Below are 22,526 nucleotides of genomic sequence, written 5' to 3'. Positions count from 1 at the left end.
AATTCACGATTTTTGTAAGACAATGACTCATTTTATAACGTAGTCTTATCATTTACGGGAAGTCGAGAGATTGAACTTCCCGCTACGATACCGATACAAAGCTTGTTTACTTTAAGTTGCTTATTAACTCTTGATAATTTTCATGATCTTCTTCTAATTTCTCAAGATAGTCTTCGGAGCCCATCCAACCATCTCTATATTGTAAATTACTAGCTTCTTCATATTCCTTATATTCTTCTGAATCGAATATTTCTTTTAACGTGCTTTCCAATTTTTCAATTATCTCCGGAGGCGTATCCGCATGAACTAAAACCCCACGCTCATTTCCGTTTGTTACGTCCCACCCATAATCTTCTACAGTAACTGGTGTATCCGGGAATTCTTCAAGTCGTTCCTCTGTAAAAATCAAAATAGGTTCAAGGTCTCCACTATCGGCATATTCTTGTACCGCACTTAGAACACCTACATATGCGTCTAAATTGTCCCCCATTACTGCTGCTTGTACTTGTCCTGTGCCATCATAAGGAACATAATTCATATTTTCGATACCAGATTCATTCACTAGCTCTAAGAATCCCATTTCATCTGGACTTAACGCATGAGTCCCTCCAACGGATGCCCCGTTTTGTTCTACGTGCTCTACAAATTCATCGAAATCTGCAAATTTATCTGGATTTACAATAAGTGCTAATATATCAGATTGCATTCTAGCAACAGGAGTTAATTGATCTAAGCCTGTTTCATTTTGGCCGGCTGCATTACTAATGATGTATGTTGACGAAACATAATTAATTGTATGTCCATCAGCTGGATTGGTCGCTGTCGTCTGGTTTGCCACAGCTCCTGATGCCTGTTCTAAATTAGTTATTTGAATATTGGTGTCTAAAATATCTGCAAGTTGATTTTCTGTTGCTCGAGCGAAGTTATCTGTTCCACCACCTGGACCTGCACCTACAATTAATTCAATATTTTGTTCAGGATAATTATCAGCAGCAGCTTCATCTCCATCATTACTTCCACACGCGGTAACTACCAGAAGTCCACTCAATAAAATTAACAATAATATAAGCTTTTTCAAATTATTCACTCCTTTAAATTATTTAGTATTAAAAATTTTCAATACTTTTATGAATTACTCCCCTTTACTTTGCATACACCCTCTTCATTTTCTACAATTAATCTATCTAAAATCTTTCAAAAATCACACATAGATCTCAGATAGATCTTAGTTATATATATTATTGTAAGCGTTTTTATTTGTCAATAGTTTTTGAAAATTATGTTTGCTGGAAATAAATCACTTTCGCCTTTCAAGATATTCTAATAGCGTTAAAGATGGATCTATACAATAAAACATCTCTACCTTTTGGATTTAGTTTCATTATCAATAGAAACTCCCAATTAGTAGAGATGTTTTATTATAGTTAATAATTATTTGAATAGGTATTAGTGTTAAAAGTAATTTACAATAATTGAAGTGCTTCAATCTTTACCTTGTATGCAATTATTATAAAGTCTATTCACAAAAAATAATATTCTTATTTTCAATTTAAAATTACTAGCTTTCAAGGCATTTTAATACTCAAAATCAAATAACACCCTCAAGTCCAAAATATTCCACAACATTGTTATAACAGATATCCTGCACGATCTGTCCCCATCGTTCCATATCTTCAGGAAGCTGTCCCTCATTTATCCATGTCCCTATAATATTACACAAAATCCTTCTGAAATAATCATGTCTTGGATAAGATAAAAAGCTTCTCGAGTCTGTTAACATCCCTATAGAGTTACTTAATAAGCCTACGCTGGCTAAATCTATAAGTTGTTTTCTCATACCGTCAATATGATCATTAAACCACCATGCTGAACCAAATTGGACCTTGCCCCTTATACCGCTCTCTGTAAAATTACCAATCATAGAAGCCAAAATATAATTATCATTCGGATTCACACTGTACAAAACAGTCTTAGGCAGAGCAGATTTTTTATCTAATCCATCCAATAATTTAGATGTTGTATAAGCGATTTTTTGATCTCCAATGGAATCAAACCCTGTATTAGGTCCAATTTTTTGAAGCATTTGGGTGTTATTACTTCTCATAACACCAATATGCAATTGCATAACCCATCCTAATCTTGCATATTCTTCTCCCAGCCATGTCATCAAATACGTTTTATACTTCAATATTTCCAGATTAGATAACTCTATATTATTTAATCTCTTATTAAAGATCGTTTCGACTTCAGCAACATCTGTTTCCTCATAAGGCACTTCTGTCATGTCATGGTCAGAAGCTCGACAACCATGCTCATGAAAATATTCTACTCTTTTCTTAAGAGTTTCCAGAAAATCATCAAATGTAGAAATCTTTCCGTTTGTCACACTTGCCAGGTTATCTACCCAATCAGTAAACGAATCTTCTTCTATTTTTATAGCTCCGTCAGGTCGAAAAGTAGGAATCACTTTTACTGTGAAAGACGCATCTTCCTTTAACTTTTTGTGGTAGATTAAATTATCTGTTGGATCGTCAGTAGTACCTAAAGCTTTTACATTGGATCGTTTAATGAGTTGCCGTGGCGTAAACTCTTCTTGTTGTAATTGCCGGTTACATGCTTCCCAAATCTCCTTTCCACTTGTCTCGTCTAAGGGCTGATCGATATTGAAATAATTTTTCAATTCCATATGTGTCCAATGATACAAAGGATTTCCGATTGATTTAGGAACCGTTTCAGCCCATGCAAGAAATTTTTCCTCATCTGACGCATTTCCTGTAATATATTCTTCCTTAACTCCGTTTAACCTCATTGCTCGCCATTTATAATGATCACCACCCAGCCATGCTTGGGTAATATTCTCAAAAGGTTTATTTTCCCATATCTCTTTTGGGCTTAAATGACAATGGTAATCAAAAATTGGCATCTCTTTTGCATATTTATCATATAATTCTTGAGCGTGCTTATTATTTAAAAGAAAATTTTCTGCAAGAAAGCTCATTATATCTTCCTTCCTTATAATTAAAATATCTCATATCTATTTTTTCTATAGCAGGTCTAAAAGCTCAGGTATAATCAGACTAATGGATGGAATATATACGACTAAAAATAGTGCAGCAATAAGAGCAACAAAGAAAAAGCTTAATGGCTTTATCACTTCTTCAATCGAAACTTTTCCTACACTACAACCCACAAATAAAACACTGCCTACTGGCGGAGTCATAGATCCTATTGCGAGATTAAACACAAGCATAATTCCAAAATGAACCGGGTCAATACCCATCTGCCCGGCAATCGGTAAGAAAATTGGTGTAAAAATAAGTACTGCTGGTGTAAGATCCATGAAAGTACCAATTATCAATAAAATTAACATCATAATTAATAAAATAATGTTTGGATTTTCCGAAATACTTAGCAATCCGTTACTGATAGCTGCCGGCATACCTGTTACCGCCATTGCCCAAGACATGATAGAAGATGTAGCAACTAAAAATAATACAATTCCGGTCATTACAATCGTTTCCTTAAAAATTTTCGGAATATGTGCCCATGTTAAAGAACGATAGATTAATGAAAGAACTAAAGAATACAGAATCGCGATTGCTGCTCCTTCTGTCGCAGTGAATATTCCAGCTACAATTCCACCAATAACAACAACAATTAACATCAGACTGGGAATTGCTTGTAAAATAACTCTGACTGCTTCTTTTAAACTCACTTTTTCTGCAATCGTATAATTATTCCTTTTAGCAATAATGTAAGCAACTATCATTACCGCAAAGCCCATCAGGATTCCCGGCAAATAGCCCGCCATGAATAATGCAGAGACAGAAGTCCCCCCGCTCACCAATGAATATAGAATTAATACGCCACTGGGTGGAATAAGAATACCTACAGGTGAAGAAGCAATATTTACTGCAGCTGAGAAAGCTTTGTTATAACCTTCTTTTTCTTGCAAAGGAGACATAACACTCCCTATTGCCGCAGCTGAAGCTACGGCAGATCCCGATATCGAACCAAAAAGCATATTTCCAACTACATTTGTATGTGCTAAAGAACCAGGCAATCTTCCAGCAATTAACTTGGCTAAGTTAATTAACCGTAATGCTATTCCTCCATTGTTCATAATACTTCCTGACATAATAAAAAAGACAACTGCTAATAGCGCAAAGCTGTTCATACCAGAAAATAAACGCTGCGCACCTGTAAAAAGCAGAACATCTATTGGCATCACTACCGTAACTGACACAATAGATGATAAGCCAATACTGATTGAAATTGGAACACCTATAATAAGAAGTAAAAAAAATGTCCCAAATAGTAATAATGTTGATAATACTGCTACATCCATTTAAATATACCTCCTACCCTTCACTGTTTTGAGGAGGAACAGAAATATTTTCCTGTTGTTCAGAATACGCATCCTGTCCCCGTCTTTCCAATATGTTTATTAGCTGATAAATTATTATTAATACCCCTGTGATTGGAAGAATCATATAAACATACCCCATTGGAAGACCAAGAATAGGGGAAGTTTGACTTAATGTATAAGAAACAAGATCGACTCCACCCTTAACCAAAACTGATCCTGCAAAAATGATAGTTACCATATCAATGAAAATTTCAATAGACTTTTTCTTTAAACCTTTTAATTTAGATTTCAAGAAAACAATTGCTAATTGTTCTTTTGAACCAAATGCATAAGCCCCTCCCAACATGGCTGCCCATATTAGAAGAAATCGAGAGAGTTCTTCTGTAATAATGCTGGGAGAACCTAATATATATCTGCTAAACACCTGCCATAATGCACAACAAACTAAGATAATGGTTAAGATAGAGGCAATGATCATTATCGAACGGTTTAATAAAGCCTTTATACTTTTAACTGTTGAAAGCATTTGTATCCCCACTTCTTGTATATTTTTAACGAAGCTCATTAAAAGCGTCTAATAATTCTGCGATTCTTTCATCTTGACGAAATTCTTCGTATAACGGACTTACGGCTTCACGAAAAGGCTCAGTTTCCGGGTAATAAAATTCTACTCCCATCTCTTCTGCTTCCTCCATCGCCTCATCTACTGCTTCGGCCCAAATCTCTTTTTGCAATTCCGTCGATTCCTCCGCAGCTTCTGTTATGATTTGCTGGTGCTCTTGCGTCAAGCCATTCCACGTATCACTGCTGATAACAACAACATCTGGAATACGAGTATGTTCATCCATAGAAAATGCTTTTGCCACCTCTCCATGCTTTCCAGTTGTCAGCGCAGTAGGATTACTCTCAGCTCCATCTATAACTCCTGATTGTATAGCAGTATAAATATCTCCATATGGCATTGGTGTAGGTGCACCGCCTAATGCTGACATCAATTCAATTTGTGTTTTACTATCCATTACACGAATCTTTAATCCTTCTAAATCATCTGGATGCATAATTGGCTTATCTTCCGTGTAGAAATTACGTGAACCCGAATCATACCAGGTTAAACCTAAAAATCCCTGTTCTTCCGTAGAGGCAAATAAATCACTTACTGCCTCTGATTCCATTGATCGAAAGAAATGTTCTTCATCATCAAATACATATGGCAAGCTAAATACGGAGTAAGGTGAAGCAAAACTTTCCAGCGAGGCTCCACTTACCTTAGTAATATCTATTCCTCCGCCTTGTATCTGCTCAAGCATTTCACGTTCGTTTCCTAATACACCATTGGAGAAAATCTCAATTTCTATCTGTCCTTTTGATCTTTCTTCAACTGTTTCAGCAAAATTTTCTAACGCAAAGTAAACTGGGTGGTCGTCACCTAAATCATGAGCTAATTTTAGGGTTACTTTTCCACCTTCTGCACTCGCTGTGCCTGAAGATACCTCATTGTCTCCACATGCGGCCAATATCACTAATAGACTACCAATCATTATGCTAACGGTAAGTTTTTTCAATGACGTTCCTCCTTAGCTAACATTGTTGGAGTATAATGCAGCCCCAACATTGTAATCCCTTTCATTATACTGATCGTTATTCTCGCTTTTAAACTCCAGAATAAGCCAAAAAACCTCCATCTACCGGTACAGTAATTCCTGTGATAAAGCCAGACATATTTTCATCAACCAGCCAAATTAATGTTCCTAATAAATCTTCCGGCTTTCCAAACCGATCCATCGGAGTTTGTGAAATTATTTTTTCAGAACGCTCTGTCAAATCTCCTTCTTCTGTTAACAATAGCGCTCTGTTTTGCTCTGTCAAAAAGAATCCAGGGGCAATCGCATTAACACGTATACCCACATCAGTCATATGTACAGCTAGCCATTGTGTAAAATTATTAATGCCAGCCTTAGCTGCACTATAGGCAGGAACTTTTGTCATTGGGCTGGGTGCACTCATGGAAGACATATTTATAATCGTTGCACCTTTTTTATTTAACATTCCTTTAGCAAATACTTGAGAAGGTATAACGCTTCCAATTAAATTTAAATTAAATACATGTTGAAACCCTTCTGTTGTTATATCAAAAAAAGTCTTTATACCTTTGTTTAAATCTTCGGTATCAAAAGTTTCTTTATCTGTTACTCCATCTGGATGATTTCCTCCTGCACCATTAATTAAAATATCACAATCTCCTAGCTTCTCTTCCACTAGCGCAGCTGCATTTTCTACACTGTTTTTATCAAGGACATCACAAGAAATCGCTAGTGCTTCTCCGCCGGCTGCAATAATATCTTTTTCAACCTTTTTCCCAGACTCTACACTACGGTTCAAAATAGCCACCTTAACACCTTGTCTCCCTAATTCTCTTGCCATTGCACTACAAAGGACACCGCTTCCACCTGTAATTACTGCTACTTTTCCTTTTAGATTTTCATTTATTGATAACAACTTACTCACCACCATTATTTGATTCTCCCTAACCCCTTACTATTATTTATGCAAAATATGAGAGAAAGGGAGATTTCTATCTTTGTTCATTCTTATAATTAACTTATTATATTTATTTTGAAGTAATACTATCTGTAGTCTCCACTTGTATTGCCATATTTTGTGCCACAATACATAATTCAGCTGCTTTAAATGCATGTTCTTGTGTCATAGCATTTTCTGTTCCATTTAAACAATCTAGTATAAATTCCCCGAAAAATGGATAACCAATTTCTCCCTGGCACTCGTAATGCTTTTCTCCTTCATGATTTACTAAATATACATGATCTCCGCTATCCTTATGGGCAATATCAATATATTTACGTACCTCAATATAACCGTCTGTTCCCAAAATAGTGACACGTCCATCTCCCCAAGTACCTAAACCATCAGGGGTTAACCAATCTACCCGAAAGTAAAAAGTGGCACCATTATCAGCAACGAGCGTAGCATCACCAAAGTCTTCAAATTTAGGATGATCCTTAAAATTGTAATTAGCTACTTTACTATGAAGCACTTTTGCATCCTTTGCTCCCGTATAATATAGAAATTGTTCAATTTGATGGCTTCCAATGTCACATAAGATTCCTCCAACGTAGTTCCGATCAAAGAACCATTCCGGTCTAGCTGATGGGCTTGCTCGGTGCGGGCCTGTTCCTATCACCTGTACTACCCGACCAATTGCCCCTTCTTCTATTAACTGACCCGCAAAGACAGCTCCCTCTACATGGAGTCGTTCACTATAATAAATTCCCCACCGTAAGCCAGTCTCTTCTGTCTTCTTTTTAGCTGCTTCCAGCTGCTCTTTCGTTGTAAATGCAGGTTTATCTACAAAATAATGCTTTCCATGATCTAAAACCTTTAATCCTAAATCACAACGCATGGATGGAATACTTGCACCTGCGATGAGTTTTATAGAAGGGTCTGACAACACCTCTTCTTCTGAATCAGCAGCTTTCGTATTAGGGAATTTTTCAATAAAGGCTTTTACTTTCTCTGGATCAGGGTCATAAACGGTGACCAGCTCTCCACCTGCTTCCAACAGCCCATTACACATTGCATAAATATGGCCATGATCTAAACCAATTGCAGCAAAAGAGAACTCTCCCTCTTCTACTACACGATTGGGTTTCCCTTGTGGGGCATAATTCATTCCATCATTTTTGTTCATTTCTATCTCCTCCACTTAACATGAAATTATTTCTATAAATGTAACCGCATTACTTTTAAATAATCACTCGTAATTTCCACCAGTTGTGATCTCATTTACTTGGAAATTTTCAATACTTGCCTTTTTCTCGTAAAAATGTGTTGCATTCTCAATAACTCCTGCTCTTGAATAGAATGGACTTGTTTTATCTAAAGGAAGTTTCACCGTCTCTCCCAGGGTTGCAGATTCGAAAATGGCCGTAATCAATTCGAGAGTTTCTCGTCCGTCATTCCCATCTACTAATACATCTTTTTTCCCTTCAACAGCCTGTAATACGTCTTCTATTTGCCCGGCATGTCCTTCATATGCTAGATTTTCATATGAATCATACGCTTTTTGTAATTTGTTCTCCAACTCTTCGTCTTCTGCAGGGAATCCATTATCGAGTGATTTAGATGCTTTTAGCTTCCATGGAACGGATACACGTGCATTTTTTCCTTGGAAAACAAGTTGCTGCTCTTCTCCATGATGAACAACAGAACTTGTAATTTGTGCCAGACTTCCATTTTCATAGCGTCCAATGGCAATAGATATATCTTCTACCTCTGCATTGTCATGCGCGACATTACTCATTACTGCAGTAATTTCTGAAGGCATTCCATTCATCCAACGGAAAATATCAATGTGGTGAACTGCATGGTTTAATGTACAGCCACCGCCTTCTTTTTCCCAAGTACCTCTCCACCATAAATCATAATAACAGTGACCTCTCCACCAAAAAGAATCAACTTGCGTATGGACAATGGGCCCCATTAATTTGGTATCTAGAACATGTTTTAATTTCATCATGGGAGAAGTAAATCGATTTTGTGCAACAACTGATAAGATCTTTCCAGACTTTTTAGCAGCCTCATTCATTGCATCACATTCCTCTAAAGATGAAGCCATAGGTTTTTCTACAATCACATTCTTTCCTTGGTTTAAAGCTTCAATTGTAATATCTGCGTGTGTGTAAGGTGGAGTGCAAACAGATACAAGGTCAATATTCTCTTGTTTAAGTAATTCTTGATAATCACTATATATATCTACATCTAATTCAAATTCTTTTGCCTGATTCTCTGCTTTTTCAGGATAAATATCGCAGAGAGCAGTGATCTTACACTTATCTTGAAACTCTAAATATCCTTTAATGTGGGATGGACATATTGCCCCCGTACCTATAATTGCAACGTTAATCATCTCTATCTACCCTTTCCTTGTTTTATCTAAATAATTTACCTTACAAACGATTCATTTAATGCCTTCTCGCGCAAATTTGTTCGTTGAAATGTATCCCATATTCCCCACAGATACATAATTCCTAAAGCCCGATCATAGAGACCGTAACCAGGTCTGCATTGTTCCTCCCAAATATGTCTCCCATGGTCTGGTCTTGCATAACCTTTGAAATCCGTTTCATAATATGCCTTAACAATTTCGTTCATATTAAGAGATCCGTCTTCTGAGCGATGGGAAGTCTCTATGAAATCACCATTTTCGTAAACTTTAACGTTACGAATATGAGCAAAAGCAATTCTATCTTTGAATTCTCTAATCATTGCCGGAATATCATTTTCAAGATTTACTCCGAGAGCACCGCTGCACAGCGTTATACTATTATACGGATCATCTACCAAGTTCAATAACTTTCGGATATTGTCTTGAGACGTAATAATTCTTGGCAATCCCATAATTGGCCATGGCGGATCATCCGGATGTATCGCCAATTTAATATCATGTTCTCTGGCAAAAGGAATTATTTCATTTAAGAAATACTCTAAATTCCTCCATAAATCATCATTTGTTACGTTCTTATACGCTTCAAATAGATTAGAAAGCGAATGTAATCTTTCCGGCTCCCACCCTGGCATTGTATAATCCGGATTAGCAGATATTTTTTTTACTAACTCTAACGGATCTATGTTATCAACCTTACTTTTTTCGTAAAATAACGCGGTAGAACCATCTTCCAATTTTTCAAAAAGATTGGTGCGAATCCAATCAAAAACAGGCATGAAATTATAACAAATCACTTTTACATTAACCTTTGCAAGGTTTTCAATTGTCCTTTTGTAATTCTCAATATATTGATCACGGGAGGGCAGCCCAAGCTTTATATCTTCATGAATATTTACACTCTCCACCACATCCATGCGAAGCCCCGCAGCATCTATCTCAGCTTTTTGCTCCTTAATCTTATCCAGCGGCCACACCTCTCCTGCAGGAACATCGTGCAGTGCCCAAACAACTCCCTCAACACCTGGGATTTGTTTTATATGCTCCAAGGAAACGCTGTCATTATCTTTTCCAAACCATCGAAATACCATTCTCACTTAAACAACCTCCAGCCAGCAGCAACCTGCGATAACGATTACAAATAGTTTTAAACCAGGAATTACTATATCAATTGAAGTATTCCGGGTTCTTAGCCTTTAATTCTTTCCATTCTACAAATACAAGTTTCATATGCTTTTCCATAATTGATTCTGCTTTATCTGGATTTTTTTCAGAAATGCTTTTAAAGATCTCTTTATGTTGATCCAAAACAACTTCAAAATCATGATTTTCCACGAGTCTTAACATTCTTAATCTGTCAAAATGACTATTCATTCTTCTGACATTATTCCAAGTTCTTTTCTTATTACAAATTTCAAATAATAGCTGATGAAACTCTTCATCTAACTGAAATAACCGATTATGTGAACCTTTTTCCAGGCATAGCTCCTGCATAGTAAGATTTGTTTCTAATTGAAATAACTGATTCTCATTAATAGTTGCACATACTTCTCTAACAACCGCTTTTTCAATATGTTCCCTAACAAATCTGCCTTCCTCCACTAAACTCAAATCTATCTTAGAGACAATGGTCCCTCTCTGAGGAACGATTGTTAAAAGCTCCTCTTGAGCTAGTTGTAAAAAAGCTTCTCTGACAGGCGTACGACTCACCTCTAAGATTTGAGCAACTTCTTTTTCAGATATTTTCGTACCTGGTTTCAAATCCCAATTTATAATTTGTTCCTTAAGATGATTATATGCAAACTCTCGCGTAGAACCTTTTATATCAAGGTTAATAGTAATATTAAACACCTCCGTATTCTATTTATACTAGTATGGTAGTTATACTAATTTTTATTAAATACTATAATATAGCATATAACGATAATGTCAATATTTTTATAGTTATTTACTATAAATAATTCTTTTTACCTCCGCTTATCCTTATTTTCCAGCCCTTATAATGGAATAAGGAGGTGTGGTATGGAAATTGGAAAAAGAATTAAAAATCTCAGATTAGCTAAAGGTATATCTGTTACTGGGCTAGCTAAAAAAGCATACATTACCCAGCCTTATTTAAGTGAAATAGAAAGTGGAAAAACTTCTCCTTCCCTTGATAAATTAGCTCTAATTTGTAATGCATTGGATATTTCATTGAGTGAATTTTTTGGATCCGTTCCGGAACTGCCAGCAGAGCTTATTAAATTAGTTGAGAGTGCCCGGAAGTTAACGGATGAGGAGATGAAACTTCTTTCTAATTTTTTGGAATTGATTGCGGAGAGAAAGAGTGAAGAATAGTGAAGCAGAAGAATATAGATATTTAATTTGATTTAATCTTGTTACATACCTTTGAATACCATCGCTGAAATACAACTATCAATAATGAATAGATATTATCAGATCTTAAATTTTCAATTTAAATCTAAATCCCATACTCCTACTAAACTGTTTGTTAAACTTCATTACTGTTATACCACCAATATACGCTGGTACAATCCAACCTTGCGTAGTCGCTGCTTATTTGTCTAACCATATTACCAAGATATTTATATTTCAATACTTTCTGCTTTCCAGCTAACTGTCGTTTAAATCTTTTAGGATTAATTAATTTCCTATATATTTCAAATCACTTTGATATAATTAATTAGCTAAAAGGTTTTTTACTACTTACTTTAGTAAATGCAACTACTCAAACTGAATAAATTAATGAAGAAGCTCATCCGGGGAGTAATAAGATACTCATTTATTTAAATGTGCATCTTAATAAAGCTGATTTAGACCTTAACTTCAGGATCTATCTTATTACCAATATTAGGAACTTTGGGATTGGAAATTTAAAAATTACAGTAACTACAGCTGATGGATATGGAGAAGGTGAAAGAATGCATACACTTGAGTGATTATAATAGTTGAATATCAATTCTGCATGCGAGATGACTGTTCACTCTCAGCGAGCTATGTTGGCTTCCTACTATGAAAAAGAGCTGTTCGATTTAAAGATAAAATCAAACAGCTCTTTTAAACTCTTATTAACTTCTTAACCTACACCTGAATCTCCTTCTGATTTGCTAACACATAATCTTCCGCTTCTTTCGACCAGAGACCATCATACTTTCTTAAAATCTCATGAAGAGGATCACTTGTATCTTTCATGATTTCATCCAATGATTTGATTGGCATATCTTTATGCGTGTAAATCAACTTCTTTCCTCCTGGAATATCTGGAAGCTGAAGTGTTGTCTCCTTCGCGTCATTTAGTCCCAATACATGAGAGACAATTTTTTGTACATTTACTTTTTTCGCTTCTATTAATTTTACTGCCTCGCGCATATCCTCCGTATTACCACCAGAGGTTCCTACATAATGTGTATATCGATAATGAATGTCATAGAAGTTAATAGCTGCTTTAAAATCCGTATTTTGCGGACCTGCAAAAAAGTTAAAGCATCCATCTGTAGCCAAGATAGCTGATCCTTGTTCTACGAGCTGTTGAACTGGAGCGAAAACAAATACATCATCATAGCCATTTCCATCAACCAATTGATTTAATGCATCAGCAGGATTTTCTTCTTCTCCTGTATTCACATAAACCAATTCGACACCAGCTTTTTCGCCTTCTTCTTTTGGATACAGTTTCTCTACTAAATCAATTTTTTCTTGTGATCTTCCAGTGACAACTAGCTTTTTCGGCTGGACAGGTCCATGCAGAGCATAATCAATTGCTAAGTATCCCATTGGTCCAGTGCCACCTAAGATGATAAGATTACCGTCTTTTTTTATCCCCATTTTATGATCATACGTACCTTCAATTAAATGGTAGTTTGCTTTGAATGCGCCAATCACGCACGATAATGGTTCAATCAGCGATCCTTCAAAATAGGATTCTCCATTATACTCAAGCAAACAGTCTTGCTCCATCACTTCTTTTGCTAGAATAATATAGGTAGCATCTCCGCCTGTATATGGGAAGGTATAGCCCGGACAGTCTGGACGATCTTTTAATTGCAAATTCGCCTGCACAACATACTTTTCACCCTTCTTATACTTCCCTTGCCATTTAGAACCTACCTCCAGAATTTCTCCACAAAACTCATGTCCTAATAACACAGGATTTTCAGCAACATCATCAGGCACTTTTTTATGATTTTCACCTTGATTTGCTGCTTTCCAAGAAGACATACATAAACTGTCTGTTACAACCGATGCAAGAATTTCATCATCTTTTATTTCTGGTAATTCAAATGTTTCCAAACGTAAATCCCTTTGTCCGTATAACCTCAATCCAGTTGTTTTCAAACTTATTCACTCCTTGCTTCTTACAATATTCCTTTATTTATATTGTTTATCCTAATATTCCTAACCAGTATCCTAAGATACCTACTCCAAACAATCCGAAAATTAACCAGATTGGATTGATTTTCTTTTTCAATAGTTTCATCATAAGTAATGTTAGTAGTAACCCTAATAATCCAGGCATTAATTGATCCAAAATACTTTGTACGGTTGTAACAGTGGTTTCTCCTTCTTGATTGACCGTTTCCGATACAACTAAGGGAACATTTATTTCGGTCCATTCAGATACGAGTACGCCCATGATAAAGAGTCCCAAAATCGTTGCACCTTCTGTAAGCTTCTGCAGCATATTTCCAGCTAAATCTTTAACAATATCTAATCCTTTTTTATAACCGTAAACAAGACCAAACCATTTCATACTTAAACGAACTGCATTAAATGATAGGAAGAATAAAATAGGGCCTAAAATGTTTCCTGCGAGCGCTAATGAAGCCCCCAATGCTGCAGTGATTGGTCGTAATGTTCCCCATACAATGGGATCACCAACACCAGCTAAAGGTCCCATTAAGCCAACCTTCATACTATTTATGGTTCCTTCATCAATATCTTTTCCATCTGAACGCGCTTCTTCTAAAGCGGCTGTAACACCAATTACCGGTCCAGCCATGGCAGGTGTTACGTTGAAAAACACTAAATGACGCTGTAACGCTGCCCTTTGCTCTTCCTCCGTGTCATAGATTCGCTTGATAACTGGAATCATATCAAACCCAAAAGCCAACCCATGAATACGTTCATAGTTAAAAGAAGCCTGTTGAAAATTAGAACGAACAAAAATATTAATTAGATCACGCTTTGTTAATTTTTTAGCATCTAAATCAGCTAGGCTAAATGCTGCTAATCCCTTTGCGCTTTTAGTAGTTTCTTGACTTTCGCTCATTTTTTATCCCTCCTCTAGTCATCTAATTCATCGTCTAAATCATCATCCCCACGATGAGGTGCACCTGATGATGTGGCTACTGCCGGACTGTTTTGATATCTTGGATTTAGCTGTAAGTAAATAATTGCTATAATCAGACCCATTGCTCCAAATGCAACTAATGTAAAATCTGTAAAAGCTGCAACGATAAACCCTAAGAAGAAAAAGGGCATCAAATATTTGACGTTCATCATATTTAGTACCATGGCATAACCAACAACTACAATAAATCCACCAGCAACTTCCAAACCACCTGTCACTACATCTGGTATAGCGTTTAGCATCGCGTTAACCGTGGCAGCATCTACAAGTACAGCTACAATAACGGATGGCACAGCTACCCGGAGCGCTTGTACACCTAAAGCAGACAAATGAAGCATATCAATAGCCCTGAAATTGACTTTTTCTGCGGCTTTGTCTGCAGCATGCTGGAAGGCAACTGTAATTGTCCTTGCAAAGATGGTTAAAACCTGTCCAGCTGCTGCTACTGGTAAAGCAATCGCAATACCTGCTTGAATACTCTGATCACCTACAACAACCAGAATGGTAGAAATGATACTGGCTAATGCTGTATCTGGTGACTGCGCTGCTCCAATATTCATCCAACCTAATGCGATTAATTCCAGCGTTCCACCTAAAATAATGCCGGTTGTTACATCCCCAAGAATTAAACCAATTACTGTACAAGCAATTAAGGGCCGATGTGTTTGAAATTCGTCTAGTACGCTGCCCATTCCCGCAATCGCCGCGAAGATCGTAATCAATATTACTTGTAAAACGGAAATATCCAAGATGTTTCACCCCTCTTTTCAAATAACATTCCTTTTCCTTCTTAAACTTCCTTAAGCTTGTTCATAAAATCTTGAGACGAATCCGAATAAACAACACGTAGATCCAAATAAACACCAAGCTCATTTAATTCTTTAAATGCTTTTATTTCTTCCTCACTGACACTGATAGACTTTGTAATTTGCTTTCGTCCGTCACGATAAGCCATTCCGCCAATATTAATTTCTTTTAACGGCAACCCTGCTTTCACCACATTTAATACATCAATTGGATTCACAAATAATAAAAACACCGTTGTATCTGCATATTTAGGATTGTTATAAACACGAACTGCTTTCTCTACATCCACGATATTGACTTTGACACCTGGAGGCGCAGCTTGTTTTAATAACGTTTTTCGCATTTCATCTTTTGCTACTTCATCACTAATCACAATAATTCTTTCTGCATTTGCCTCTCTTGTCCAAACGGTAGTTACTTGTCCATGGATTAAGCGGTCATCAATTCGTGATAAATTAATCTTCATCTAAATCATCCTCCTCTACATTTGCGGCTAAATCTTTAAAAGAAACAACCGTTGATGGTGCAATCTCTTTAATATAAGACACGACTTCCTCTAATTCTTTGGAATTTTGGTTCATCTTTGTTTCTAGATAGATTGGTAGATTCACTCCCGTGATAATATCGATATTCTCATTCTTCATTGCTAGCATGCTAGCTGCGTTATATGGACTACCACCAAATAAATCAACTAAGAATAATATTTTGGAATCTGTCAATCCTTCTCCATTAATAATGATGTTATATTTTTCAATAAGTGTATCTGTATTTTCTCCTGGCCTGAACTCCACACTATACACATTCTTCGCTTCTCCACTAATCATTTCTCCTGATTCCATGAGAGAAGCAGCTAAATTGCCATGTGCTGCAACGATAATTGAAAACATAGTACCTCTCCTTTATACCTTGATTATGCTCTGGATTTTCCTCCAGTAATGTTATATGTTGTTCCAGTTACGTAGGAAGCGCGATCCGAAAGTAAGAAACTAACCATATCTGCTACTTCTTGTAACTTCCCAACTCGCTTCATAGGAATGGAAACTTTATCGTAGCTTGCACGAAGTTCATCGACAGAAATTCCTCTCGTATAAGCCAGTGCTTCTTCATATTCCTGTGTCCGTAATCCTGTTTCTTCCAATATTCCTGGCGCTACACCAGCTACACGTATATGATATTTTCCAAGCTCTTTCGCCCAAGATCTTGTATAACTATAAAGTGCAGCTTTAGTAGCAGCATATATACTCTGACCTTCCGAACCTTCTAAACCGCTTTCAGAGGCCATGTTAATAATGACACCTTGTTTTGCTTCTGCCATTTTCTTACCCACCAGCTGCGAACAAATAAAGACACCTTTTTGGTTAATATCAATCATCTTATCGAACGTTGCATCATTCAATTCATAGTAATCGCTTTCATTGTCTACCAATAAACGTGGAATATTGATACCCGCATTATTCACTAATCCATCGATCGTTCCAAATCGATCTATAACCTCATCTACCATATTTGCTACACTGTCTCTTTTCGTAACATCCGTTTGAATAAACACTTGTTTTTCTTGCAAATCCTTAGATGACTGGATATCTGCAATAACAACATTTGCTCCTTGCTTCGCTAACTCGTCCGAGATCGCACTCCCAATTCCTGAAGAACCGCCTGTTACAATAACCGTCTTATTACCAATTCCTAACCAATCGCTCATTTTCTCTCCTCCTTTAAATATCTAATCGCACAATTGTGCAACTAATGAGAATTTGTGATTGATTTTATTATAAGGTGATCGTTTAGCTCTGTCAATTCATTCTGTAAATAATTTTCTGTGAACTTTTTTAGACCACAAAAAAGACGATTCTCTTTTTTATCTAAGAAAACCGTCTAATTAGCCCATTCTTCTAATCATTAAGATGACTTTTCCAATATTAACTTTGCTGTTTCTTCCGTCGTTACCAGCACTTTCATCAAATCGCTATTTAACGCTCCAATAATTCCATTCACCTTTTCCTTAGACTCTGCAACTCCAATGGAATAACGCGCATTTCTTATTTTATCCAGGCCAATATTAATTGTTCGATCCGTCACACTTGTTTTCACAACATCTCCATTGATATCAAAGAAGTGAGAACAGATATCACCAACTACATTATCCCGTTTAAATTCCTCCGTCACCGCATTGCCATAGAAAGCTTTCCAGATTCTTTCTCCGCTAATCTCCATCGATCCAATTCCAAAAACCGCTACTGTCACCAAATTCCACACTGTAGAAATTTCCTCAAAATAACCGGATTTAAGAATTTGATTTCGTGTTTCTCTATTATCTAAAATCGCTGGCAGATCAATCATCAGCGACTGTGCATTAAATTTCTCAGCAGCTTTGAAACAAATCGTATTTACATGATATTTGCTCTCCAGCTTTCCAGAAGGTCCACCAATCATTGGCACACAAAGGATATCCTTCTTTGATGTAGTTTCTAATTGCTCTACTGCCTTACCTAAACCGGTTCCCCACGAAAAGCCAATAACATCTTTATTTTGGACAATTTGATTGAGATAGTTTGCACAAGCTTGTCCCATCGCTAATAGCTTTGTTTCTTTGGAATGCTCTTCTCCCACAGGGACCACAATAGCATCCTTCAGCTGGAAACGTTCTTTCAGCTGCTCCTCTACAGTAAATGTATCAAACATATCGTAGTTAATTACAGTAGTTACAATTCCCTTATCTCTCACCTTTTTCAACATACGACTGATTGTTGAGCGGTTAATATCTAGCTCCTTGGCAATTTCGCTTTGTGTCATGTCTTTTTCGTAATACATTTGTGCTAGTTTTAATAGCGTTCGCTCTTCTTCTAGGTTATCCATGTTCCACCTCCTGCACAATTGTTCATGGTTTGAGTATTTGTAGTTATTATACTAGAGTATTGTGAGGGTTGTAAAATGGATGAAAGCAAATTCTTTAATACTATAAAAGATACATGAATAGATACATTATATTTCTATATTAAGCTTATGAATTTATGTTTTGATGACTATTTATACTTCTCTTTAATTTATTTATACATTTCAATAGGATGTACTATTCTCCCATTTATATCCTTCATCTGATATGCTTCAAACTTATCAACTTGACTTTTGTATTTATTTAAATTGCAGCTTATTCTTATTCTTTCTAATAATAAATCTCTTGAAAAAAAGGATTAGTTTATCATACGTGGTTTCAAAATGTTTTTTTAGCCGTTGCATTTCATTTTATAATGAAGTACAAATGATTATAACCAAAATTATAAAATAGAAATATTAATCAGTTATAATAAACTCCATTTTAGTCAAAGTAAGTATTGCGGACAGATTGAGCCAGTTGCGCGGAGTTTTGAACCACCGTTTGTGGACAACTGGGCCAGTAAGTGCGACAAAGAGAACTGCTATCAATAAAACTCTGAAACAACTTATCTCACAGCTCTTGGAGTAGTGCAATTTCTTAGCCCGTCACCATTGACTTAACTTTTGTCCGTGTTGGGGAACTATCGCAGGTCTGGCACAATTAATGCCTAAGAGGCACACCTGCTCAAATATGATAACACGGCAGGCCGAATCTAAGCACTCGCTGATAGGGCCCCCAGCAAATAAATGCAAAGAATCCGGCGTTACAGTAAATAGCAAGCATCTTAGCTGTGGCTCAGGCTATATTCTGTAAATGATTTAGTTCGATTAGTGGCTCACTGTTCCGCAAACGGTGGCTCTTTTCTCCACACTTACTGGCTTTAAACTCCGCACAAGCGGCTCTTTTCATTCGCAATATTCAAAGTAATTCCAAATAGTTGATTCACTAATTTATAAAGGTAGGGAGAGAAAAAATGAACAATTCTATCTTAATTCATCATCCAATGGTATAATCACTTCATCTAATGTTTTCCTCCACTGGCGCTTCATCTCCGGTCCATACTTCAATGGTTTTGCTTCAGGGTTAACATCTTTATACTTACTAAAATCCCTGCTATTAATGATGTCACTAGTATTCGGAATATAGTTCATCCCAACCATATATTGAATCGCAGATAAATGTAATGCATTTTTTTCTACAAACCATGTGTTGGAAAAATCCTCTATCGCATTATTTTTTGCCTCTGTAAAGAATGCTCTTTTAATGATAAAAATATCTTCATCTACATCTACTTCTTTATTATCAATCGCGTTTAAAATGGCACGATACACATTCTTAACGATTTCTGCTTTTTCTAGTTTTCGGAGAGCATTTTCAATATCGTCACGGATATTTTTATTATTGGCTGAGTAAGTTTCTAATAACTTATCAATATAGGTTGCATCGATATCATAAATCTTAGCCGTATTTCCCCCGTAGAATTCAATATCAGAGAAATCAACTTCTGGTTCATCAGACTCCTCTTCATCCATTAATGATCCTTTAACTGTGTTATATATGCCTACAGTTTCTTCTATTGTCATGACTTGGTCTTGGAATGTATTTGAATATTTAATGTCATCGTTGTATTCATCGTAGGTTACTATCGCTTCATAAGAATTATTTAATTCCTGAAATGCCTTTACAAATTCAACTCGAGTTTCCATAGGGGTATGTTCATTTATATCCTCTATATTTGGTGCAATCTTCTGCAATTCTTTATGGGCCTTTTTGAGACGTTTTTTTGATTCTTCATACGTTGGATAAATCAATGAAGTTTCTTCTTGGTCTTCGGAATAGAGCTTTGTTGCCTCCTGTACATTTTGCTCCATTGTGTAAGGCTTCCTAAAGGTGACAATTAACCCCTTTGTCTTTTCAGGGTAAGTTCGATTCGTTCTAGAAAAAGCTTGAATCAAATTCGCATAACTTAAATTTCGATCCACAAAAAGCGTTTGAACAGTTGGTGCATCAAACCCTGTTAATAAACGATCCACGACAATAACAAGATCAATTTGTTTGCCAAACTCTTTAAATTCTGCTTTCTTCCGTGCTAACCGATTATTAATATCCCCGTTATAACGTTCCATACTTTCTAAAGACCAGGCTGTATCGTAAAAATCATTATAATCTTTGATGATTTCTTTCATTTCATCCTGATTCTCTGTTACATTATCTTCGTTTTCTTCTAAAGAATACGTAATCGCAATCCGTGGAAAGTCTGGATCTTCAATGGTACGCCCTTTTCTTATCGGGTGATCAGCAAATTCATTTGTCAGCCAATCAGCATCTTTAACCATATCTTTAATTGCATGGTAATAACGTTTTGCCATTTTAATAGAGCTTGTTGTTAAGATGGCGGATTTTTGCGGACGTCCATTTTGAAAATCAAATTTCATATAGGCGTTATCTGGACGGAAAATCTTGCGGATAACCTTTTGAATATGTTCATCTTTTTCAAAAGAAGCAGGTTCTATATACATTTCCTTCTTGATTCCATCCATTTGATCGATCTCATTATTTATTTTAATATCCTTTGCATCAGCATACTTTTCACTTTGACGGAGCCTGTCATAGATGTAATTATTTAGAGACGTGCGTTCAATTGTATCTTCATGCTCTACTTGAAACCCTAAAACAGCACCGTCTTCTAAGGCATTTTTAATGGTATAAGTATGTAAAACCTCTCCATATTGATCACGGGTCGTACGTGCTAATTGCCCTTTCGCCTGCTTTTTATTAACATTAAAGATTGGTGTACCTGTAAAACCAAACCATGTAGAATTTGGAAAGAAATCTTTCATCTTTTCCATTCCTTCTGCACTTAAAGCTCGATGACATTCATCCACGATAAAAACGATATGTTGTCCCAACAACTTTTTAAAGCGTTGTGTACCTTTACTCTCTTCAGCCTTTCGTGCGTAACGTAATGCAGACTCTAACTTCTGGCGCGTCGTAATGATGACTGCATTTGTATTGGCATCTGATAACAGCGTGCTACTTAATTCTTTTGCACTGCCAGTACCAACAATTAAACTATTAGATCTTACATTACCAGAAGAAATGCCAGTATTATATTCTGAAGCAAATTTTGTGAATTCTGATGTTGTTTGATTATCTAAATCTTTGCGGTCTATAAGCATAATAGTACGATCGATACCTGGCTTTTGCGCTAATAGTTTGGTAGACACAAAACTGGTTAATGTTTTTCCAGAACCAGTTGCATGCCAAACAAACCCAGACTTATGCTGCATGGCAGATTTATATAAGGATTGGATTGCATGTATTTGATACGGCTGTAAAACTATTAATACTTTATTGTCCTGGTCTTCACTCACAATGGTATAATCGGCAATCAATCGATGAGCATCCGGAATATTTAAAACTTGTTTCACAAATTCATAGAGATTTTCTACTTTTTGATTGTCCGTCGTTCTCCAGCTAAATAAAAATTTCCTATGCATATATTTAGGCATCGCATTGGCAAAATAGCGTGTCGTTTGTTCATTGGAAACGACAAATAGCTGCAATGTGGAGAAGATATTCCCTCGATACATCCCTTCTTCAGCATATTTTTTTATTTGGTTAAACGCTTGGAATACGCCATCTTTTGCACTCGCTTGCTTTAATTCAATTTGAACTATCGGCAAACCGTTAATTAACAGCGTAACATCAAAGCGTCGATCACGATCATCTATGTACTTTTTTTGTTTGGATATTTGATGGACAACTTCATATGAAGAAATTCCACCGCCTATGTCATGATTCGAATACAACACTAATGACATCGGGTCTAATGAAGCGTCCTCCCGTTCAATAGTGATTCGTGCTATTCCATTCTCCCCTTTGAGCCATTTTGCAGTATCAAAGGGGGTTTTTGTTTTTAATAAAAGTTCTGTTTTAATCTTATCGAATTCTTGATCTGTAATCGGATGTTCTCCAAGTTCAGATAAATTATTTTGTGTTATTTTTTTACGCAAGTTGTTCCAGAGGTCTTCCTCAGACTTTAAGTCAGGGCGATAATACCACTGATTATACCCTTCTCCCAACACTTCAATCAGCCGACGTTCGACTTCCGTTTCATTGTTATGGGATGGCTTTGTCATGATTTCCCTCCTCCTCTCTGCAG

19 protein-coding genes are annotated in these 22,526 nt (G+C 36.3%); 1 reads left to right on the top strand and 18 read right to left on the bottom strand.

What is annotated here, in order from left to right; genetic code table 11:
• Positions 1 to 106: 106 nt before the first annotated feature.
• The 10 genes from BN986_RS01110 to BN986_RS01065 form a co-directional block, all read right to left on the bottom strand.
• Positions 107 to 1,078 carry a Bug family tripartite tricarboxylate transporter substrate binding protein gene (locus BN986_RS01110; RefSeq protein ID WP_052400566.1) on the bottom strand — a complete coding sequence of 324 codons (972 nt, stop codon included), beginning with the start codon at positions 1,076 to 1,078 and terminating at the stop codon, positions 107 to 109.
• A gap of 510 nt (positions 1,079 to 1,588) precedes the next feature.
• Complete coding sequence (gene uxaC, locus BN986_RS01105; RefSeq protein WP_148417051.1) at positions 1,589 to 3,001, bottom strand: glucuronate isomerase; 1,413 nt, start codon at positions 2,999 to 3,001, stop codon at positions 1,589 to 1,591.
• 42 nt (positions 3,002 to 3,043) lie between these two features.
• Complete coding sequence (locus BN986_RS01100) at positions 3,044 to 4,348, bottom strand: TRAP transporter large permease (protein WP_040977810.1); 1,305 nt, start codon at positions 4,346 to 4,348, stop codon at positions 3,044 to 3,046.
• A gap of 13 nt (positions 4,349 to 4,361) precedes the next feature.
• Positions 4,362 to 4,934: a TRAP transporter small permease gene (locus BN986_RS01095; protein ID WP_244444915.1), complete on the bottom strand. Its 573-nt coding sequence runs from the start codon at positions 4,932 to 4,934 to the stop codon at positions 4,362 to 4,364.
• Complete coding sequence (locus tag BN986_RS01090) at positions 4,921 to 5,931, bottom strand: TRAP transporter substrate-binding protein (RefSeq protein WP_040977808.1); 1,011 nt, start codon at positions 5,929 to 5,931, stop codon at positions 4,921 to 4,923. Before BN986_RS01090 ends, BN986_RS01095 begins: the two co-directional genes overlap by 14 nt.
• An 88-nt stretch (positions 5,932 to 6,019) precedes the next feature.
• Positions 6,020 to 6,880, bottom strand: a complete 861-nt coding sequence (locus BN986_RS01085) for an SDR family oxidoreductase (RefSeq protein WP_392392221.1) — start codon at positions 6,878 to 6,880, stop codon at positions 6,020 to 6,022.
• A 97-nt stretch (positions 6,881 to 6,977) separates the two neighbouring features.
• Positions 6,978 to 8,075 (bottom strand): Gfo/Idh/MocA family protein, encoded by a 1,098-nt coding sequence (locus BN986_RS01080; protein WP_040977807.1) that lies wholly within the window; start codon positions 8,073 to 8,075, stop codon positions 6,978 to 6,980.
• 63 nt (positions 8,076 to 8,138) lie between these two features.
• Positions 8,139 to 9,293 carry a Gfo/Idh/MocA family protein gene (locus BN986_RS01075; RefSeq protein WP_040977806.1) on the bottom strand — a complete coding sequence of 385 codons (1,155 nt, stop codon included), beginning with the start codon at positions 9,291 to 9,293 and terminating at the stop codon, positions 8,139 to 8,141.
• Positions 9,294 to 9,328: 35 nt separating this feature from the next.
• Positions 9,329 to 10,426, bottom strand: a complete 1,098-nt coding sequence (uxuA, locus tag BN986_RS01070) for a mannonate dehydratase (protein ID WP_040977805.1) — start codon at positions 10,424 to 10,426, stop codon at positions 9,329 to 9,331.
• Positions 10,427 to 10,496: 70 nt separating this feature from the next.
• Positions 10,497 to 11,180 carry a GntR family transcriptional regulator gene (locus BN986_RS01065; RefSeq protein ID WP_148417050.1) on the bottom strand — a complete coding sequence of 228 codons (684 nt, stop codon included), beginning with the start codon at positions 11,178 to 11,180 and terminating at the stop codon, positions 10,497 to 10,499.
• Between the two features lie 171 nt (positions 11,181 to 11,351).
• On the opposite strand from BN986_RS01065, the gene BN986_RS01060 reads away from it, so the two are divergent.
• On the top strand, positions 11,352 to 11,666 hold the full coding sequence (locus BN986_RS01060) for a helix-turn-helix domain-containing protein (protein ID WP_040977804.1): 315 nt from the start codon (positions 11,352 to 11,354) through the stop codon (positions 11,664 to 11,666).
• A 744-nt stretch (positions 11,667 to 12,410) separates the two neighbouring features.
• Here the strand turns inward: BN986_RS01060 and BN986_RS01055 are convergent.
• The 8 genes from BN986_RS01055 to BN986_RS01020 all read right to left on the bottom strand — a co-directional run bounded on the left by BN986_RS01055 (position 12,411) and on the right by BN986_RS01020 (position 22,503).
• The gene (locus BN986_RS01055; protein ID WP_040977803.1) at positions 12,411 to 13,664 is read right to left on the bottom strand and encodes a zinc-binding dehydrogenase; all 1,254 of its coding nucleotides are present in this window, start codon (positions 13,662 to 13,664) and stop codon (positions 12,411 to 12,413) included.
• Positions 13,665 to 13,710: 46 nt separating this feature from the next.
• Positions 13,711 to 14,598, bottom strand: coding sequence for a mannose/fructose/sorbose PTS transporter subunit IID (locus BN986_RS01050; protein WP_074435594.1), 888 nt, complete (start codon positions 14,596 to 14,598; stop codon positions 13,711 to 13,713).
• A gap of 14 nt (positions 14,599 to 14,612) precedes the next feature.
• Positions 14,613 to 15,422 carry a PTS mannose/fructose/sorbose transporter subunit IIC gene (locus tag BN986_RS01045; RefSeq protein ID WP_244444958.1) on the bottom strand — a complete coding sequence of 270 codons (810 nt, stop codon included), beginning with the start codon at positions 15,420 to 15,422 and terminating at the stop codon, positions 14,613 to 14,615.
• A gap of 47 nt (positions 15,423 to 15,469) precedes the next feature.
• Positions 15,470 to 15,952 carry a mannose/fructose/sorbose PTS transporter subunit IIB gene (locus BN986_RS01040; protein ID WP_040977801.1) on the bottom strand — a complete coding sequence of 161 codons (483 nt, stop codon included), beginning with the start codon at positions 15,950 to 15,952 and terminating at the stop codon, positions 15,470 to 15,472.
• Positions 15,942 to 16,373 carry a PTS sugar transporter subunit IIA gene (locus BN986_RS01035; protein ID WP_040977800.1) on the bottom strand — a complete coding sequence of 144 codons (432 nt, stop codon included), beginning with the start codon at positions 16,371 to 16,373 and terminating at the stop codon, positions 15,942 to 15,944. Before BN986_RS01035 ends, BN986_RS01040 begins: the two co-directional genes overlap by 11 nt.
• A gap of 23 nt (positions 16,374 to 16,396) precedes the next feature.
• Positions 16,397 to 17,188 (bottom strand): SDR family oxidoreductase, encoded by a 792-nt coding sequence (locus BN986_RS01030; protein ID WP_040977799.1) that lies wholly within the window; start codon positions 17,186 to 17,188, stop codon positions 16,397 to 16,399.
• Between the two features lie 197 nt (positions 17,189 to 17,385).
• Positions 17,386 to 18,342, bottom strand: coding sequence for a sugar-binding transcriptional regulator (locus tag BN986_RS01025; protein WP_040977798.1), 957 nt, complete (start codon positions 18,340 to 18,342; stop codon positions 17,386 to 17,388).
• A 1,002-nt stretch (positions 18,343 to 19,344) separates the two neighbouring features.
• Positions 19,345 to 22,503 carry a type I restriction endonuclease subunit R gene (locus BN986_RS01020; protein WP_040977797.1) on the bottom strand — a complete coding sequence of 1,053 codons (3,159 nt, stop codon included), beginning with the start codon at positions 22,501 to 22,503 and terminating at the stop codon, positions 19,345 to 19,347.
• Positions 22,504 to 22,526 lie beyond the last annotated feature (23 nt).

It is taken from the genome of Oceanobacillus jeddahensis (assembly GCF_000750635.1).
In the GTDB taxonomy this organism is placed as follows: domain Bacteria; phylum Bacillota; class Bacilli; order Bacillales; family Amphibacillaceae; genus Oceanobacillus; species Oceanobacillus jeddahense.
The sequence above is the reverse complement of the archived record's forward strand: the minus strand, read 5'-3'. Positions and strand labels throughout refer to the sequence as shown.

Excerpts from the sequence above, each read along its gene's own strand:
- BN986_RS01100 (WP_040977810.1), bottom strand. The coding sequence starts at position 4,348 with ATGGATGTAGCAGTATTATCAACATTATTACTATTTGGGACATTTTTT.
- BN986_RS01095 (WP_244444915.1), bottom strand. The coding sequence starts at position 4,934 with ATGAGCTTCGTTAAAAATATACAAGAAGTGGGGATACAAATGCTTTCA.
- BN986_RS01085 (WP_392392221.1), bottom strand. The coding sequence starts at position 6,880 with ATGGTGGTGAGTAAGTTGTTATCAATAAATGAAAATCTAAAAGGAAAA.
- BN986_RS01080 (WP_040977807.1), bottom strand. The coding sequence starts at position 8,075 with ATGAACAAAAATGATGGAATGAATTATGCCCCACAAGGGAAACCCAAT.
- BN986_RS01075 (WP_040977806.1), bottom strand. The coding sequence starts at position 9,293 with ATGATTAACGTTGCAATTATAGGTACGGGGGCAATATGTCCATCCCAC.
- BN986_RS01060 (WP_040977804.1), top strand. The coding sequence starts at position 11,352 with ATGGAAATTGGAAAAAGAATTAAAAATCTCAGATTAGCTAAAGGTATA.
- BN986_RS01050 (WP_074435594.1), bottom strand. The coding sequence starts at position 14,598 with ATGAGCGAAAGTCAAGAAACTACTAAAAGCGCAAAGGGATTAGCAGCA.
- BN986_RS01040 (WP_040977801.1), bottom strand. The coding sequence starts at position 15,952 with ATGAAGATTAATTTATCACGAATTGATGACCGCTTAATCCATGGACAA.
- BN986_RS01035 (WP_040977800.1), bottom strand. The coding sequence starts at position 16,373 with ATGTTTTCAATTATCGTTGCAGCACATGGCAATTTAGCTGCTTCTCTC.
- BN986_RS01030 (WP_040977799.1), bottom strand. The coding sequence starts at position 17,188 with ATGAGCGATTGGTTAGGAATTGGTAATAAGACGGTTATTGTAACAGGC.
- BN986_RS01025 (WP_040977798.1), bottom strand. The coding sequence starts at position 18,342 with ATGGATAACCTAGAAGAAGAGCGAACGCTATTAAAACTAGCACAAATG.
- BN986_RS01020 (WP_040977797.1), bottom strand. The coding sequence starts at position 22,503 with ATGACAAAGCCATCCCATAACAATGAAACGGAAGTCGAACGTCGGCTG.